The organism is Rummeliibacillus sp. BSL5 (assembly GCF_052928305.1).
The window spans coordinates 16884-33743 of record NZ_JAVGCV010000002.1 but is presented as its reverse complement, the minus strand read 5'-3'; the positions used below and the strand labels follow the sequence as shown (position 1 = coordinate 33743).

Sequence of the window (16860 nt, the reverse complement as noted above, 5' to 3'; positions counted from 1 at the left end):
ATCATACCAGTTTTTTGCCTTATGCGTGGTGTGGAAATTTGCCAAAAAGAAAAAATCCAACGAAGAAAGATTCTTCATCGTTGGATTTTTTGCATACAGGGCGGCGTAAATCTTATTTTCCTTAAGCCGACTAAGTGAGCTTTACTTTATTTCACCGGACTGCAGTTTATACATTTGGTTATACCTTCCGCCATGAAGCAGAAGTTCATCATGCGTTCCTTGTTCCACAATCTCGCCTCTATCTAGTACTAAAATGTGGTCTGCATTTTTAATAGTAGAAAGCCTGTGGGCGATGATGAATGTCGTACGTCCTTTTTTCAATACATCCATTGCGTGTTGGATGATTTCTTCCGTTTCTGTATCGATATTGGACGTTGCTTCATCTAATATCAAAATCGCTGGATTGAATGCAAGCGCACGAGCGAAAGAAATGAGCTGGCGCTGTCCAGATGACAAAGTGCTTCCTTTTTCAATCACTGGCTCATCCAGTCCACCTGGCAAGTTCTCTAACACTCGATCTCCGCCAACTGCTTTTAGCGCTTCTTCCACAGTCTCTCTTGAGATATGCGGATCATCTAAGCTAACATTCGATGCGATGGTCCCTGTGAATAAATACGGATCCTGTAAAACAATCCCCATATGTTCGCGAAGAGTTTGGCGGGAGCAGTCTCGTATATCTTTGCCGTCAACGGTAATCGACCCTTTCGTTACATCGTAAAAACGAAACAGCAAATTCATAATGGAGCTTTTGCCAGATCCCGTATGACCCACTAGCGCGACTGTCTGCCCTTGCTTTGCTTCAAAATTAATATCTTTTAATACATATTCCTCATCTTTGTATGCAAACCATACATGGTTGAATGCTACATCACCTTTATATCGTGGAATACGGGTATCATCGACTGCTTCCCCTTCTTCATCTAGCAATTCAAATACACGTTCAGAGGCAACATTTGCTCTTTCAAGGCGTGCAAGCTGATTGACGATATTAGTAACAGGGTTGAAAAGCCTAGTGATGTAGTCTACAAATGCATATAGCATCCCGACAGAAATGGCTGTTTGACCATCCAACTCTGCGCTTCCAAAATACCAGATGAACATAATAAATGTCAGTGATCGGATGACATTTACTAAATTGTGAGAAGTCACAGCATCCAAAAAAACTAGTTTGTTTTGATATTTATAATATTCATCATTTAATTCATTGAACTCGCCTTCAATTTGCTTTTCTTGACCAAACGCTTGGATAATCGTCATACCGTTGATCGATTCATTGATCATACCGTTCATATCTGACAGTTTTCCACGAACGATATGGTTGTATTTCGCCGCATATTTACGGTAAAGAATGGCCCATACAATCAGCATCGGAATAACAAGCAATGCGTAGCAGGCCATTTTCCAATCTAAGATGAAAAGCGCAATGTAGACACCGAAGATAGTCATGAAGCTAGCCGCAAATTGCGAGACAACTGTCACGAACAGATCATGAATGGCCTCTGTATCATTCGTTACGCGAGAGACCACCTTACCTGCTGGCAATCGGTCAAAATAGTTGATCGGCAATGTTTGAATATGCTTATAGACATCGTTTCGCATTTTTTGAATAATGCGGTTCGCGCCCACTTGCAGCATGATATATTGGCCATAACGGAAGATAGCTGTTGTCACCGCTAGGCCGAAGAATACTGCCAATAAAACTGCAATAGGCTTGAATTCCAAACCATTTGTTACTGATTTGGCGATATGGTCATCAATGATTTTCTTGGCGACAAACGGTCCTGCCAAATCTGCTGCTACGGCGATTGCCAAGAGGAATAGCCCTACCAGCAATGTTTTTTTATAAAGCAGCGCGTATTGCCAAAGTCTTTGTGTAGTGTTCATTATTTCGCCCCCTCGATCTGCTGGCGATTGTGTTGCTCTTTATACCAACCGTTTTGCTTGAGGAGATCGCTATGCGTTCCTTCTTCTATGATCTTTCCGTTTTCAAGGACGATAATCCAATCTGCATGCATGATAGCAGACAAACGGTGTGTCACAATAATCGTTGTTTTATCCTGTCTTTCCTCTTGGATATTTTTCACGATTCTGCTTTCTGTTTTTGCATCCACAGCTGACAGGGAATCATCCAAAATAAGAATTTCAGGATCACGGATTAAAGCACGTGCAATAGATATCCGTTGCTTTTGCCCTCCAGAAAGTGAAACGCCTTTTTCTCCTACCATGGTATCTAACCCCATAGGCAGCATCTGTAAATCGTTATCAAAACATGAAACACGGATCGCTTCTTTAAGCTCTTCCTCTGTGGCATCCTGTTTTCCAAATAGAATATTTTCTCTAATCGTACGAGAGAAAAGCACATGATCCTGAGGCACATAGCCGATCCACTTCCGTACTTGTTCTTTACTTTGGGCACCGATTTCTTCTTTAGAAATTTGTAATGCCCCTTCACCTGTCGGATACTCTTTTAGTAGTTGTTTGACAATTGTCGTTTTGCCACTTCCTGTTTTCCCTACAATCCCTAATGTATGCCCCTTCTTCAATGAAATATCTAAGTGAGCTAAGTTAATAGACTGCGATTGCGGATATTGGAATGTGACGTCTTGGAAATCGATTGAATTTGGACTTTCCACTACGACTGGTGCGGACGGGTCTTTCACATCTTCTGTTTCATTTAACGTTTCTTGCACACGGTCAAGCGATGCATTTCCCCGCTGCATGACATTGATCAGCTCGCCAATTGCAAACATTGGCCAAACGATCATACCAAGATACACGTTAAACGAAATCAGTTTGCCTAGTGTTATATCCCCGATGGAAACCAAATATGCTCCGTATCCAAGACCGATCATATAGCTGAGGCCTGTTAAGACTCTTGTGATGGGCGTAAACCATGCATCAATCCGTTCTACGTCCATATTTTTTTTGTATACATCTTCTGTCATTTCACCGAACTTGTTTTCTGTTTCTCTCTCATGCACATATGCACGAACAACACGCACACCTTCAACTGCCTCTAGTACACTATCATTCATATGGCCAAACGCATCTTGGGCGATTGTATATTTTTCATGAATTTTTTTCCCTAGCATTTGCATGGTAATCGCTAAAATAGGTAGTGGAATAATAGCTGCTAGCGTTAATTTCCAAGATACAGAAAAAGCCATCATCAACAATATCGTGCCTAGATATAAGGTCGAATCTAAGAGTGTCATAATACCAAAACCCGCTGTCTCAGAAACAGCGCGTAAATCATTGGTAGCTCTTGCCATCAAGTCACCTGTACGGTTACGTTCGTAAAATGGCGGAGACATTCGTAAAAATTGCTGCATTAAGTTTTTACGAAGCCTACGTTCAATCACGTTGGAGCCGCCAAATAGTTGGAATTGCCATACGAAGTTGACAATATAGGCTAAAGTCATGACAATTGCCAAACCCCCAAGGAATTGAAATAGCAAGGTAGTCGTCAGCGTTTCTCTATGGATAGCGTCTATCGACTTGCCGATTAGCCATGGTGGAATAACTTCAAAAGCGTTAGCCACTATAAGCAAGGCCACTGCGATTGTATATCTTTTTCTATTTTCTTTAAAAAACCACTGTAATTTCACTAATACATCGAACATTTATCTTTTCCTTCCTCTCTTCTTTCGCTTTCTTAGCTAGCCATCTTCTATCGAATCCTTGTTTAAATGCTTTTTCATTTTTTGGTAGTACATACTGCTCTCTCCTTTGTTTGTTTTGCACTAATGATTGAATTAGGAACACAAAAAAGCGCATACCCTTATAAGAGCATGCGCCAGCATAAAAGAGTACGGAACCCTCCCGTAACATCTACTAATTCAATTGAAGTTAATAGGAGCAGGAGAAACATTATGATATTGAGTTATAAGATTGTTGCGTATCATTTTCATGTTAATTACCTCCATTTCCCATTTATTATTTAGTGTTCCTTAATATTAGCATTGCGTTTTTGTTAGTGTCAATGATTTTTCTAAAAATTTATAAAATTAGTTATTTTATATTTAATCAACCTTTTTTTCTGATTTTTCATGTCTTTTGATAGGTACTTTAATAGAGTTAATACACTACCAATGAATATACTATTTCCCCTATTTGGTGGCAAAAGACCAATTTTATTAGTAAATCATAACAAATAGAAGGTGATGATTTGTTTTTTTTCGCTAAATATTTTATGATTATCTTACTAAAATATTTTTCATTTCACAGGAGGTGTACACTTTGTTCTCCCCCTCATTTGGGTCTTGGAACAAAGGAAGTCTTTGGACATAGCCATACGATTGACAGCGTTTGCTGTCTTGATCGCATGTTCAGCAGTTTTCGTAGCAACAGAGTTTGCTATCGTAAAGGTTAGAACAACTCGTATTGATCAATTAATCGCTGAAGGCAACAAAAAAGCCATTAAAGCGAAAAAAGTAATTTCTAATTTAGATGAATATTTATCCGCGTGCCAGCTGGGTATTACGATTACCTCACTCGGTCTCGGTTGGTTAGGTGAAGGAACAGTAGCCAAATTGTTAGAGCCGCTCTTTAACTTGCTGCAACTTAATAATAGTGTTACAACGGTCCTTTCATTTATCATATCCTTCTCGATTGTGACATTTGTACATGTTGTCGTCGGAGAATTGGCACCAAAAACATTGGCCATTCAAAAAGCAGAAAATGTCGCACTCGGCGTTTCCGGATTTTTAATTGGTTTCCACAATGTGATGTTTATATTCATTAAGATTTTAAATTCGTCCGCAAATGGTTTAGCAAGACTGTTTGGCCTTAAATCTACAAATGAATCTGAGGTTGCCATGACGGAAGAAGAATTAAGGATTATCTTATCCGATAGTTTAAAAGGCGGCGAGATCAACCAATCCGAATACAAATATGTGAATAGCATTTTTGAATTCGATGATCGTACAGCCAAGGAAATCATGGTCCCTCGTACAGAAATCATTGGCATTGAAAAAGAACTGACACTAAAAGAAGTATTTGAAGTAATGGGTGTTGAACAATATACGCGCTACCCTATTATTGAAGGTGACAAGGACCATATCATCGGCCTTGTTAATATGAAGCACTTGCTTACAGCGTATATCAAAAATCCCGCAAAAGGCGATACATCCGTAACACAATATATGCAGCCGATTATACGGGTATTTGAAACAATGCCAATTAGTGATTTACTTTTAAAATTCCAACGTGAACGTATTCATATGGCTATTTTAATGGATGAATACGGCGGCACATCCGGCCTTGTTACAATTGAAGATATTATTGAGGAAATCGTTGGTGACATCCGCGATGAATTCGACCAAGATGAAGTGCCTGAGATTCGCAAAGTTGACAAGGATCATTTTATTTTCGATGCTAAGATGCTGATTGAAAATGTAAATGACTTCTTAGGCATTCGTATTGAAGAGGATGATATCGATACAATTGGCGGATGGTTTATGACAAAAGATTTTGAAGCGATTAAAGGTGAGAAAATCACTGAGCAAGGTTATGAATTTATTATTAAAGAATTAGATGGCCACCATATACTATACTTAGAAGTAATAAAACTTCCAAAGAGTTCAGAGACTGCTGCTACTGTAGCAGATCCAATACAGCCTAACTAATTATCTTGTTTAACAAAACATGGAACGACGCACACTATTCTGTAGTGTGCGTCGTTTTCGCTTGTTTGAAACTTTTGCGAGGAGGAAACATTGTGGACTTATATACAAACTTAAGGCAAGGGGAAAAAGGAGCCTGGCTTAGTATTCTGACGTACCTAGTCTTAAGCAGCGTAAAGTTAATCATCGGCTTTATCGGCCATTCGACAGCTTTAAAAGCAGATGGACTAAACAATACTACAGATATCATTGCCTCCGCGGCCGTTCTAGTAGGCCTTAGGATTTCACAGAAGCCACCAGATAAAGATCACCAATATGGCCATTTACGGGCAGAGACCATTTCCTCCCTTATCGCGTCATTTATCATGGCAATTGTCGGTTTGCAGGTACTATTAAATGCTGGGAAAAGCTTTTTTGAGGAACATCATACGGCTCCTTCCCTCTTAACAGCTGTTGTAGCCCTTGGCAGTGGCATTGTCATGTTTCTGGTATATATGTTCAATATTCGCCTAGCAAAAAGAATTAATAGCTCTGCTATTAAAGCAGCAGCTTATGATAATCGTTCGGATGCTTGGGTCAGCTTCGGAACTGCCATTGGTATTTTAGGCGCTATCTTTGGGTTTCCAATTATTGATTCCATCACAGCATTTTTAGTAGGTGCTTTAATTATTAAGACGGCCTATGATATTTTCTTTGAAGCTGTCCATGCGTTAACAGATGGCTTTGATGAAGCAGAGCTAGAGGCTTTGTCCGTTCTCATCAAAAATGTAGATGGTGTGATTGAACTAGTCGATTTAAAGGGACGCAATCATGGCAACCTAATATTTGTAGATTTGACAGTAACCGTCGATCCCCAATTAGATGTTTGGCAAAGCCATCAGATTACAGAGGAAATTGAAAACACAATTAAACTAGCGAAGCCTTTTGCTGTTTCACTTGTCCACATTGAACCAGAAGGATTAGAACGAGTTCTGGATCAAAATATATTTAATCCACATAAAAAATAGCCTAAAAAATGCTCATATAAAAGTAACCGAACAGATATGAATTTTATTTTCATATCTGCTCGGTTTTATTTTGTGTACCTATATTACTCGTATCCAAATAAGTCATTCAGTTGATGTTAGTCCATGTTTAACTGCGTACAATGCAGCCTGCGTACGGTCCTGTACTTCAAGCTTTGCAAAAATGTTAGAGATGTGGGTTTTGACTGTTTTTTCTGTTACAAAAAGAGAGGACGCAATTTCTTTATTGCTTTTACCCTTCGTCAATTCTCCCAAGACATCTTGTTCCCTATTAGTCAACGGATGCAGCATATGCGGCAGTTCGCTGGTCATTTCTTGAGTTTGGATAAGCTGAGTGGTTACTTGCGGATGCATAATATTCTCTCCGTCCATCACTCTACGGATGGCCAACACAAGCTCATCTGGTTCAATGTCTTTCAATTGATACCCTGCTGCTCCCGCTTCTATGGCAGGAACTACATGATCGCGATCAGAGAAGCTTGTCAGCATGATAATCTGGATATTTGGATATTTCGCTTTAATGTGCTTGGTTGCCTGGATTCCATCCATTTCTGGCATCACCAAATCCATAAGGATAATATCAGGTTGAAGCGATGCCGTCAGTTCAATCGCTTCCTTACCGTTACTCGCTTCCCCAACAACTTCGATATCCTTTTGTGTTTTCAAGAAAAACAAAAGGCCTCTTCTTACAACATGATGATCATCCACGATTAACACTTTTATCATTTTTTCTTCCCCCCTAGTATGGCAGGCGGATTAAAATCTCCGTCCCCTTTCCAATTTCACTAACCCAATCAATAGTACCGCCTAAAGAAGTAGTTCGGTCTTTCATGCTCCTTAGCCCAAACGATGGTAGATTTACGAGCGAATCCACTTGGAAACCACGACCTTCATCTTTAATAACGAGCAGTACATCTCGATTTGTAATGGTGACAAAAATTTCAGCCTTCTTTACTCCTGCATGTTTACGTATATTATTTAAGGCCTCTTGCGTCAGTCGAAAAAGCGTTTCTTCAATACGAGATGGTAATTGCAGTACCCCCGTCACTTTCACTTTCAACTGTAAACCGAGCATTTCAGCGTACCCTTTCACGGCTTCCATCAGTCCGCTTTCCAAGCCCTTAGGACGTAGCTGCCAGATGAGCGCCCGCATTTCTGTTAACGCCTCTTGCGTCAAATTTTGTATCTCCTTAAATGTTTCCTTGATTTCAATCTGATCGGTCATCTCTTCTCCACCACGAGAAGTCAATGTGACAGAAAATAAAAGTTGATTCACAGAATCATGTAGATCTCTCGCTAATCGATTACGTTCTTGCACCAATGCTAATTCCTGCTCTTGTTTTGTTAACAGAATTCGTTTAATAGCTGAACCCATTTGGAAAGCTACAGATTCAAGTAGTGCCAGTTCATCATTAGTAAAGCGAATCGTATTTGGAGAAGCAACATTTAGTAAACCAAAACGTTCCTTACCCGATTGAAGCGGTACTGTTGCATGGTGTGTGATACGTGCACAATCGCCTACATTAGCAGAAGCTGCGCTTTCTAGGCGCTGACATTCAATAATATTGGAAGCCTTCTTTAATTCTTGATTGCGATATTTCGATAAACACCAGCAGCCACCCTTTTCTAAAAATTGGCACTTATTATAGGACAAAGCTTCCGGTAAATTATCGTGTGCTAAAAGTTCATGCTTCCCTTTACCGTTGATGAAGAAAATCCAGCCTGTCTCAAAGTTGGTCCCCCCTAAAAATTTTCGGAGAGCCCCTTCTAGCATAGGCTTTAATTCAGTTCCTTCATTTAGCAGTTCTGCAATCTCTTTTAATAAGCGTATATTTGAATGATCTGTCGGCTGCATCGGTTACCGCTCCCTCTTCCTTTTACTGATACTATTCATCATATCATTGTTAGCTAATATTGGCATTTATGTTGGCATGACCAAAAGCTAGCAAGTTAGCAAGTAAGTCTGCTTGCACTTTTCACCATTATGCAGGTATGCTAAAATAGCAACAATCAATATCTCAATTTTGAAAGATTAGGAGTTTACTCATGACAAAAAAGTTGGAAAATAGCTTACTATTTATGTGGGTGGTATCACTAATCGCAACGATGGGCTCACTGTTCTTTTCTGAAGTGCAGCATTATGAGCCGTGCAAGTTATGCTGGATTCAGCGCATCTTTATGTACCCGCTCGTCATTATTATTGGCGTAGCCTATATCCAAAAAAATGCGCGCATCGCAGTCACTACAGCTATCTTCTCTTGTATAGGTGCATGTATAGCACTCTATCACTATGGAATCCAAAAGGTTCCTTTCTTACAAGATTCCGCTGTATCATGCGGCCGTGTGTCGTGCATAGGCGATTACATCAATTGGCTCGGTTTTATCACGATACCGTTTCTATCACTCATAGCTTTTATCTTAATTGCTGCTACAAGCATATTTATGCTGAACGTTCTTAAGGGGGAAAAATAATTTGGCTAAAAACACATCAAATACAAAAAAGAATGACAATAAACTAACAGTCCTATTAGTTATCGGTTTAATTGTAGTTATTGCATTTGTAGCACTCTACTTCTTGAATAACCAATCAAACAAAGATAAACTAGCAGACAATCCGTATAAAAAAGACTCGCTTAAACAATCAACTATTGATTTGCTAGATGATAAAAATTATCAAAATATCATCTTGCCAGAAGAGTTGGAAAAGAAAATTGCAAGTGGCAAAAGAGAAATGGTGTATTTCTTCAAATCAGATTGTGTCCATTGTAAAAAAGTTTCGCCAATCCTTATGCCTCTCGCAAAAGATATGGGTGTTCACGTAGATCAGTACAACCTTCTAGAATTTGAACAAGGATGGGATCAATATCAAATCGAAGGTACGCCAACCCTTGTTTACTATAAAGATGGCAAGGAACAGCTTCGTGTAGTAGGAGAACAGACAAAAGAGACGTTTAAGCAATTCTTTGAAGCTTCGATTTTGAAAGATAAAGATAAGTAAAATAAATATAGTCCATCCTAAAAAGGATGGACTATTTTTTAATAATTAAAATGGTCAGGGTGTGAGCCAAAACGTTGGTCTCGGTTCAGCCCATCAATCGCTTTCATATCCTCTTGACTTAATTCAAAGTCGAATATTTCTGCATTTTCTTCTATACGACTTGGTGTAACTGATTTCGGAATAACAATATGATCGCTTTGCAGATGCCATCTGATAATTGTTTGAGCAATTGATTTGTCATATTTTTCGCCAATCGCTCGAATGGTTTCATCCTTCAATACTTCCCCGCGTCCAAGTGGTGACCATGCCGTAATCGCAATATCATGCTTTTGGCAGAATTGGCGAAGCTCTTCTTGGGTAAGATAAGGATGCAGCTCTACTTGATTCACCATTGGCTGGATATTTGCTTGTGCAAATATTTTTTCTAAATGATGAATTTCATGATTCGATACCCCAGGCACTTGGATTAGCTTTTCTTCATATAAACGCTCGATTGCTCGATACGTATCCATGAATTTATCTGGTACCGGCCAATGTGTAAGATACAAATCTAAATAATCTGTATCCAATTCTTTCAACGTTTTTTCAAATGCTCTTAATGTTTCATCATATCCCTGATCTGTATTCCAAACTTTCGATGTGATGAAAATTTCTTCTCTTCTTTTGCCCGATGCCCGTACAGCTTCACCTACTTGTTTTTCATTGCCATATAATGCGGCTGTATCTACTGCAATATATCCAGTATCTAACGCCTTCTTGATCGCATTGAATGCTTCTTCTGGTTCTGTCATTTTATAGACACCAAGACCAAAACGCGGCATTTCGATTCCATTATGTAATTTTTTTGTAGAAGTGATTGAATACATATTAACTCCTCCTTATTGTGTTTTTACCTCACATGAATGGGGTAACAGCCTAAAAAGTGTGTTGGCACTTTCTTCAATAGGGCATAATATCTCCATTGAAGTTAAGTTTCATTTTATTATACACTATTGCCTGAGTATTTAGAGAATATCGGATTTCTGATTTAGGGTTGAAATTTAATGTAAGAACGAATAATATATAATATGTTGTTTTTATCGTTCGTATTTAGAAAGAAGGTTTTCAATTGTTTCGTCTAAAAGAATATAATACTAATGCAAAAACAGAATTAACTGCTGGAATGACAACATTTCTAGCTATGGTATATATCATTGTGGTTAACCCAAAAATCTTGCATGATGCAGGCGTGCCTGTTGACCAAGTATTTATGGCAACTATTATCTCCGCCGTGGTTGGTACCTTATGGATGGCGCTTTGTGCTAATTATCCAATCGCTATCGCTCCGGGAATGGGTTTAAATGCCTTTTTCACCTACTCGGTTGTTCTCGGCTCTAACGGAAAAATGGATTATATGACCGCATTTTCTTCGGTGTTCGTCGCAGGGATTGTGTTCATTATTCTATCGCTTACACCACTTCGTGCAAAACTGATCACAGCTATTCCTGAAAACATAAAGCGCTCCATCACAGCCGGCATCGGTTTATTTATTGCTTTTCTTGGTTTGAAATCAGGTGATGTCATCGTAAAAAGCGACAGTACACTTGTAGCTTTAGGCGACTTATCCTCTGCGAATGCTCTGCTAACATTAGTTGGCCTTGCAATTACGGTTATTCTAATGGTCCGCAATATTCAAGGTTCCTTGTTTATAGGGATGGTTATAACAGGTATTATCGCAATAGTAACAGGGCAGCTTAAAATCCACCATGTTGTGGCTCTGCCTCACCTACCAAAAGGCATACTCGTTTGGAATCCAATCGAAGCATTCTCCAACGTGATCCATTATGGACTATATGGTGTGGTCTTTTCTTTCATTCTTGTAACGCTGTTTGATACTACAGGTACACTGGTGGGTGTCATGAAACAAGCAGGTTTGATGAAAAACAATGAATTGCCTCGTGCGCGCAAAGCATTATTAGCTGATTCACTAGGAACAATTGTTGGTTCTATGTTTGGGACAAGCCCGACTACTGCCTTTGTAGAATCTTCCGCAGGCGTAGCAGCTGGCGGCCGAACTGGTTTAACATCATTGACAGTTGCAGTATTCTTTATCATTGCCTCTTTCTTCGGTCCTTTAGTGACAGCTGTATCCGGCGTTTCTGCTATTACTTCACCAGCACTTGTTATTGTAGGTACGTTGATGATATCTTCTGTAAAAGACATTGACTGGCATAGCTTTGATGAAGCATTCCCGGCATTCTTGATTATTTTGATTATGCCCTTAACATCTAGCATTTCAACAGGTATTGCATTCGGCTTTATTTCTTACCCAATTCTAAAAATAGTGAAAGGCGAGGCGAAAAAGGTGCACCCGCTTCTTTACCTATTTGCCATCCTATTTGCTATCCAGCTGATATTCTTGCAATAACGCTAAGAAAGGCTGTCCCGTTCATCTAACGGGACAGCCTTTTGTTTATTCATCATCAAATTGTTCCGGATCTGGCTGACGTCCTGCTTCCTCTAAATCCTCTTCATCTCGGCGTTTTTCCATTTGCTTGCCAAGCTGTTGCACTTCTTCAAATGAAGTGGCCATTGAACCATTCTCTTGTTCAATCTTATCTTTATCCATATACAAACCACCCTTCTTATTGGCATTACTTCTTTATCTATACCCTTTTGTTCCGAAAATATGCGCCTCTCAAAATGTAGGGGTTTTTTCACATTTGATACTACCATTACCATAGCGAATTTCATAAAATGAAAATAGAAGGGAGGAATACGATGCTTTCTATTTCTAAAACAAAAAGGTTTTGGTTTCTTTTTCTTCTTACAGCTGTAGTTGGCTCGAATACAGTCGCCTATCGTCTTGATGCCTTGCAGCCTGTTCCAAAAAACATGGTGTTAGGCACTATGTTAGACTTCATGCTTGTTATTCCTTTACTGACCTATCTCTTTATCATTCGTAAAAAGTATTCCTTGAAGTATGTGCTTCCAGTCATAATTATTGGTTTTTACACAGCAAACCTTATAGTCCCAGGCGGTATTTATTCAAGCTATTCATCTGTTCCTATCATTTTATTTATAGCTGAAGGGAGCTTTATCTCATTAGAACTTTATGTGGTATATAAACTGCTAACTAAGCTCCCTGCCGTAATGAAGCAATTCAAGCTATCACAGGAAGGCATACCCATATTTCAATACCGATTAAGATCAGGACTTGCTAATCATTTAAAGCCCTCTAGAACCCTGGATATGTTCAGTACTGAATTATCTATCTGGTATTACAGCTTGTTTTCTTGGAAAGCAGAGCTTCCTATTGCAACGACTAAATATAGAACCTTTACAATCCATAAAAAAACAAGCTTTATCGCAGTGTATATCATGCTTATTCATGCTCTCATTTTTGAATCAATTGGATTTCATTGGTTGCTTCATAATTGGAGTCCTACTGTATCCATCATTCTTTTAATTTTGAATCTGTATGGGCTAATAATATTCGTGGCTGAGATTCAGGCAGTTCGATTATGTCCCATTGTGATGACAGATAAAATGCTGCATATGCAAATTGGTGTTATGAAACAATCATCCATTCCCTTATCACAAATAAAAAGTGTGCACGTGTATCAAGGGTCAGAAAAACTATCCAAAGCGGAAGCTGATATAACGCTTGATGCTGTACTCCCTGATTTCATAAAAGAAAAGCCAGCCATTGAGATTGAATGCTACACACCACAGGAAGTAAAATTGATGTATGGCTTTACGAAAAAGGTGACTAAAATTCATCTTAGTCCAGATGAACCTCACCTCTTTTTAGAGGTATGCCAAGAACTACTATCAAAGGACGGAGAAAGAGAATGATCATTTTACATTGCTTAACACAACAAGAATGGGAAACTGTTAAGAACGACAAATATTATGGTAAGGAATTGCTCGGTTCAAGTAATTTTATCCATTGCGCCTCTATCGAAGACTTTTGGCGTGTAGCTCCGTACTTTAAGGAAATAAAAGAACCATTATTGCTATTATGCATAGACACCGATAAAGTCGAAGCAGAAATCAAATGGGAGGACGACCGCAATTACGGAATAGAATATCCACATATCTATGGTGAATTAAACCTTAACGCCATTGTAGATGTCCTTCCCTTCTTAAGAGATGAACATGGGGATTTTCTTTTAAGTGAGGAACTTAAGAGTTATCAGGTGGAGAAATAAAGGATTAGTATCTAAGCTTCTATAAATATTAGAGTCCAATAATAGCCCCTCTTTAACAAAAAAAAGGTGGAAATAAAGTGGGGCTTTCAACTTAAAAGTCTCCTGTTTCAAGCTTTAAATTCAAATTTAAATAATCTTCTTTTTTAAATACTATTACAAATTCGTCTAGCCCTTTTTTATGTGGATATAAACTGTAATAGTGATTAAAATCTACTTTTAAGGTTACTAAAACTGTAAGTATTTTGCTTAAAATTTCTATGACATCTAACTCTACATCTCTTTTTATATCATTTTTAATACGGATATAAACATTCTTATCAGTACAATTATATTTAACTTTTCGTAAAGGTATATTTTCATCCATACAGTTTGATTTCAATAAGTTTTTAAAATGGTCTTTTTTATCCAAATGTACACCTCACTCTAGCATAATTGATTTGCAATACAATTTTACTACAAATATAGAATTATTAAAGTGAGGAATATCTTGGTTGAAATCTACTCACTCAAAATCATAGGAGAATAAACATATGTACACAGGAATCCTTTTATATCCCAGATTTAGCGAATATGAATTATCGGTACTCTTATCCGTACTCATGCAAGGACAGAAACAAATCTTATATATAGGTCTAGATCATAAAGTAGTTAAAGGAGAAGCTGGCCTTCCTTGTATGCCTGATACCACAATAAAGGAAATTGACATAAATCAATTGGATAGCATCGTTCTTCCAGGAGTCGATGATTTCGAACACTTAGTTAACCATGCCGAATTAAAATCTTTTTTGCATCGTTTTAAGCAAAGAGATATCGTCATAGGAGCCATATCAAGCGCACCCTATCTTTTATCGATGAGTGGATTGTTAAACGGGCGAAAATACACTACTGGATTAACGAAAGACCAGCGTTCCTTTTTAGGAACTTTCAATGAAGGCATATATGCGAATTCTTCTGTTGTAGTTGATCGCAATCTGTTAACTGCTAAAGGATCCTCTTTTATAGATTTTGCAATACAGTTTGGTGAGTTATTACATTTGGAGTTTGATAAGAGTTGGTATAACAAGTAACTATTCGAACCATCGTTTAATCGCCACAATTCTTAAACAAATAGCGTTTCATTTTCACAAAAATTAGGCTATACTTGTAAGAGAACTTTTCATTTTTTCATTCAATTAGGAGGGTACAACCATGAGATTAATCTTAATTCTTGGTGTGATTTTGTCATTCTTAGTGGCTATCTTTACTGCTGGTTATGAGGACAAACCTGTAAAATAATATGTAAATAAAAAGGGACAGCCTGTTATGGCTGTCCTTTTTTACTTTTACTGTAATCCTTTAAATCCTTGCTGGCGGAGTGCTTCAAATATCACGATAGCTGCTGTATTCGATAAATTCATCGAACGAACATGATCGCTTTGTGGAATACGCAAGCACTGCTCTTCTGGGTTATGGATAACCTCTCTTGGAATACCTGTCGTTTCTTTCCCAAACATAAAGTAGATTTCTTCGTCTGAGTTACTGTAATCAAAATCTGAATACGTCTTCGAGCCGAATGTCTCTATATAGTAAACAGTCCCATCTTGTATGGCCTCATAGAATTCATCAATCGAATCATAGTATGTGATGTTTACGCTATGCCAATAATCTAGGCCTGCTCTTTTCAGCATTTTATCGTCTGTTGAAAAACCTAGAGGTCGGATGAGATGCAAATGCGTATTAGTCGCTGCGCATGTCCGTGCGATATTGCCGGTATTTGCCGGTATTTCTGGTTGATATAACACAATGTGTAATGACACACTGAACACTTCCTTTATGTTTTGCTATTTAAAGACTACTTATGTCGAGCCGGTGAGTCCCCTCGTCCGCAGTAGTTTATTTTTGGGCTAGTAATAAATCTAACCCTTTTTGAATTTCAAATTGGACCTCTTCATCTTTTTCAATGAGTGCCCCTTTTTCTAACACTTCTTTTGCTCCGTCTCCGCCAATTTTACCGATTGCCCAAGCGGCTGTTCCTCTGATCACTGGGCGTTCGTCTTGCTGGAACACTTTAATCAAAGTTGGTAGAGCAGCTTCTTCTTTAAAATGAGCAAGTGCAATAATCGCGTTGCGCTGGATTGGTTTTTTCCCACGCCAAGACCCAGAGATATGGCCAAATTTCTCTTTGAACTCTCGGTTCGAAATTGTTAATAACGGCTCAAGCAGTGGTTTAGCAATTTCCGGATCCGGTTGGAATGCATCATGCAGCCAGTTGATTTTCCCTTTATTTTTCGGACAAACCGTTTGGCATGTATCACAGCCATAGATACGATTGCCAATTTTCCCGCGGTATTCATCAGGCAAGAAACCTTTCGTTTGCGTTAAGAAAGCTACGCATTTTTGTGCGTTGAGTTGGCCTCCTTGAACTAGAGCGCCAGTCGGACACACGTCGAGACATAGAGTGCAATCTCCGCATTGGTCCTCTATCGGTTCATCCGGCATAAATGGTAAGTCTGTAATTAATTCTCCCAAGTATACGTAAGAGCCGAATTCAGGCGTAATAATGGCGCAATTCTTCCCGCTCCAGCCTATGCCTGCACGTTCAGCAACAGCCCGATCTGATAACTCTCCTGTATCGACCATGGAACGGATTCGACAGCCTGGCACCTTTTCTTTTAAGAACGCTTCAATTAGTGCTAGCTTTTCGCGCAGAACTGTATGGTAATCCGTTCCCCATGATGCCCGGCAGAAGATGCCTCTTCTTGCTCCCCTTTTTCCTTGCGGGGCGTTTTTCATTTTAGAAGGATACGCCACAGCAATCGCAATAATGCTTGCGGCATCCTCTAAAAGAAGCGTAGGCTCTGTACGCTTTTCAATATCCGATTCTTCAAAACCCGATTGGTAACCCAGTTCTTGCTGTATGCGTAGCTTATTTTTTAAATCGCTAAATGGCGCTGCAGATGTAAAGCCTATTTTATCCACACCGATGCTCTTCGCATAGGCGATTAATTCTTGCTGTAATTGCAATGGTTTCATTTATTTGT

Annotated in this window: 17 protein-coding genes; 8 read left to right on the top strand and 9 right to left on the bottom strand. The window is 38.9% G+C overall.

What is annotated here, in order from left to right; all coding sequences use genetic code 11:
• Positions 1-141: 141 nt before the first annotated feature.
• Both RCJ93_RS10670 and RCJ93_RS10665 read right to left on the bottom strand, forming a co-directional pair.
• Positions 142-1884 (bottom strand): ABC transporter ATP-binding protein, encoded by a 1743-nt coding sequence (locus RCJ93_RS10670; RefSeq protein ID WP_446738984.1) that lies wholly within the window; start codon positions 1882-1884, stop codon positions 142-144.
• The gene (locus tag RCJ93_RS10665) at positions 1884-3623 is read right to left on the bottom strand and encodes an ABC transporter ATP-binding protein (protein ID WP_150284996.1); all 1740 of its coding nucleotides are present in this window, start codon (positions 3621-3623) and stop codon (positions 1884-1886) included. Before RCJ93_RS10665 ends, RCJ93_RS10670 begins: the two co-directional genes overlap by 1 nt.
• A gap of 657 nt (positions 3624-4280) precedes the next feature.
• On the opposite strand from RCJ93_RS10665, the gene RCJ93_RS10660 reads away from it, so the two are divergent.
• Together RCJ93_RS10660 and RCJ93_RS10655 are read left to right on the top strand one after the other, a co-directional pair.
• Complete coding sequence (locus RCJ93_RS10660; protein ID WP_223823591.1) at positions 4281-5627, top strand: hemolysin family protein; 1347 nt, start codon at positions 4281-4283, stop codon at positions 5625-5627.
• 92 nt (positions 5628-5719) lie between these two features.
• Entirely contained in the window at positions 5720-6631 is a 912-nt protein-coding gene (locus RCJ93_RS10655; protein WP_066789630.1) for a cation diffusion facilitator family transporter, read from the top strand.
• A 102-nt stretch (positions 6632-6733) separates the two neighbouring features.
• Here RCJ93_RS10655 and RCJ93_RS10650 read toward each other — a convergent pair whose 3' ends face one another.
• Positions 6734-7375, bottom strand: a complete 642-nt coding sequence (locus RCJ93_RS10650; RefSeq protein WP_150284995.1) for a response regulator — start codon at positions 7373-7375, stop codon at positions 6734-6736.
• A gap of 13 nt (positions 7376-7388) precedes the next feature.
• On the bottom strand, positions 7389-8504 hold the full coding sequence (locus RCJ93_RS10645; protein WP_150284994.1) for a GAF domain-containing sensor histidine kinase: 1116 nt from the start codon (positions 8502-8504) through the stop codon (positions 7389-7391).
• Between the two features lie 191 nt (positions 8505-8695).
• Here RCJ93_RS10645 and RCJ93_RS10640 point away from each other — a divergent pair, with 191 nt between their 5' ends.
• Entirely contained in the window at positions 8696-9121 is a 426-nt protein-coding gene (locus RCJ93_RS10640; protein ID WP_066789636.1) for a disulfide oxidoreductase, read from the top strand.
• A 1-nt stretch (position 9122) separates the two neighbouring features.
• Positions 9123-9647, top strand: a complete 525-nt coding sequence (locus RCJ93_RS10635; RefSeq protein WP_150284993.1) for a thioredoxin family protein — start codon at positions 9123-9125, stop codon at positions 9645-9647.
• Positions 9648-9685: 38 nt separating this feature from the next.
• Here RCJ93_RS10635 and RCJ93_RS10630 read toward each other — a convergent pair whose 3' ends face one another.
• Positions 9686-10513 carry an aldo/keto reductase gene (locus RCJ93_RS10630; protein WP_150284992.1) on the bottom strand — a complete coding sequence of 276 codons (828 nt, stop codon included), beginning with the start codon at positions 10511-10513 and terminating at the stop codon, positions 9686-9688.
• Positions 10514-10755: 242 nt separating this feature from the next.
• On the opposite strand from RCJ93_RS10630, the gene RCJ93_RS10625 reads away from it, so the two are divergent.
• The gene (locus RCJ93_RS10625) at positions 10756-12054 is read left to right on the top strand and encodes an NCS2 family permease (protein WP_147196192.1); all 1299 of its coding nucleotides are present in this window, start codon (positions 10756-10758) and stop codon (positions 12052-12054) included.
• Positions 12055-12099: 45 nt separating this feature from the next.
• On the opposite strand, the gene RCJ93_RS10620 is transcribed toward RCJ93_RS10625, so the two are convergent.
• Positions 12100-12255, bottom strand: a complete 156-nt coding sequence (locus tag RCJ93_RS10620) for a hypothetical protein (protein ID WP_190323461.1) — start codon at positions 12253-12255, stop codon at positions 12100-12102.
• A gap of 152 nt (positions 12256-12407) precedes the next feature.
• On the opposite strand from RCJ93_RS10620, the gene RCJ93_RS10615 reads away from it, so the two are divergent.
• Both RCJ93_RS10615 and RCJ93_RS10610 read left to right on the top strand, forming a co-directional pair.
• Entirely contained in the window at positions 12408-13484 is a 1077-nt protein-coding gene (locus tag RCJ93_RS10615) for a hypothetical protein (protein ID WP_150284991.1), read from the top strand.
• Positions 13481-13840 carry a DUF952 domain-containing protein gene (locus RCJ93_RS10610; RefSeq protein WP_150284990.1) on the top strand — a complete coding sequence of 120 codons (360 nt, stop codon included), beginning with the start codon at positions 13481-13483 and terminating at the stop codon, positions 13838-13840. The genes RCJ93_RS10615 and RCJ93_RS10610 overlap by 4 nt, the downstream gene beginning before the upstream one ends.
• A gap of 91 nt (positions 13841-13931) precedes the next feature.
• Here the strand turns inward: RCJ93_RS10610 and RCJ93_RS10605 are convergent, their stop codons facing one another.
• The gene (locus RCJ93_RS10605; protein WP_150284989.1) at positions 13932-14249 is read right to left on the bottom strand and encodes a hypothetical protein; all 318 of its coding nucleotides are present in this window, start codon (positions 14247-14249) and stop codon (positions 13932-13934) included.
• Positions 14250-14370: 121 nt separating this feature from the next.
• On the opposite strand from RCJ93_RS10605, the gene RCJ93_RS10600 reads away from it, so the two are divergent.
• Complete coding sequence (locus tag RCJ93_RS10600) at positions 14371-14907, top strand: DJ-1/PfpI family protein (protein ID WP_150284988.1); 537 nt, start codon at positions 14371-14373, stop codon at positions 14905-14907.
• A 255-nt stretch (positions 14908-15162) separates the two neighbouring features.
• Here the strand turns inward: RCJ93_RS10600 and trmL are convergent, their stop codons facing one another.
• Together trmL and queG are read right to left on the bottom strand one after the other, a co-directional pair.
• Positions 15163-15636, bottom strand: coding sequence for a tRNA (uridine(34)/cytosine(34)/5-carboxymethylaminomethyluridine(34)-2'-O)-methyltransferase TrmL (gene trmL / locus RCJ93_RS10595; protein ID WP_446738983.1), 474 nt, complete (start codon positions 15634-15636; stop codon positions 15163-15165).
• 76 nt (positions 15637-15712) lie between these two features.
• Positions 15713-16852, bottom strand: a complete 1140-nt coding sequence (gene queG / locus RCJ93_RS10590; protein WP_150284986.1) for a tRNA epoxyqueuosine(34) reductase QueG — start codon at positions 16850-16852, stop codon at positions 15713-15715.
• Between the last annotated feature and the right edge of the window lie 8 nt (positions 16853-16860).

Excerpts from the sequence above, each read along its gene's own strand:
- RCJ93_RS10650 (WP_150284995.1), bottom strand. The coding sequence starts at position 7,375 with ATGATAAAAGTGTTAATCGTGGATGATCATCATGTTGTAAGAAGAGGC.
- queG (WP_150284986.1), bottom strand. The coding sequence starts at position 16,852 with ATGAAACCATTGCAATTACAGCAAGAATTAATCGCCTATGCGAAGAGC.
- RCJ93_RS10665 (WP_150284996.1), bottom strand. The coding sequence starts at position 3,623 with ATGTTCGATGTATTAGTGAAATTACAGTGGTTTTTTAAAGAAAATAGA.
- RCJ93_RS10600 (WP_150284988.1), top strand. The coding sequence starts at position 14,371 with ATGTACACAGGAATCCTTTTATATCCCAGATTTAGCGAATATGAATTA.
- RCJ93_RS10610 (WP_150284990.1), top strand. The coding sequence starts at position 13,481 with ATGATCATTTTACATTGCTTAACACAACAAGAATGGGAAACTGTTAAG.
- RCJ93_RS10630 (WP_150284992.1), bottom strand. The coding sequence starts at position 10,513 with ATGTATTCAATCACTTCTACAAAAAAATTACATAATGGAATCGAAATG.
- RCJ93_RS10620 (WP_190323461.1), bottom strand. The coding sequence starts at position 12,255 with ATGGATAAAGATAAGATTGAACAAGAGAATGGTTCAATGGCCACTTCA.
- RCJ93_RS10645 (WP_150284994.1), bottom strand. The coding sequence starts at position 8,504 with ATGCAGCCGACAGATCATTCAAATATACGCTTATTAAAAGAGATTGCA.
- RCJ93_RS10615 (WP_150284991.1), top strand. The coding sequence starts at position 12,408 with ATGCTTTCTATTTCTAAAACAAAAAGGTTTTGGTTTCTTTTTCTTCTT.
- RCJ93_RS10670 (WP_446738984.1), bottom strand. The coding sequence starts at position 1,884 with ATGAACACTACACAAAGACTTTGGCAATACGCGCTGCTTTATAAAAAA.
- RCJ93_RS10640 (WP_066789636.1), top strand. The coding sequence starts at position 8,696 with ATGACAAAAAAGTTGGAAAATAGCTTACTATTTATGTGGGTGGTATCA.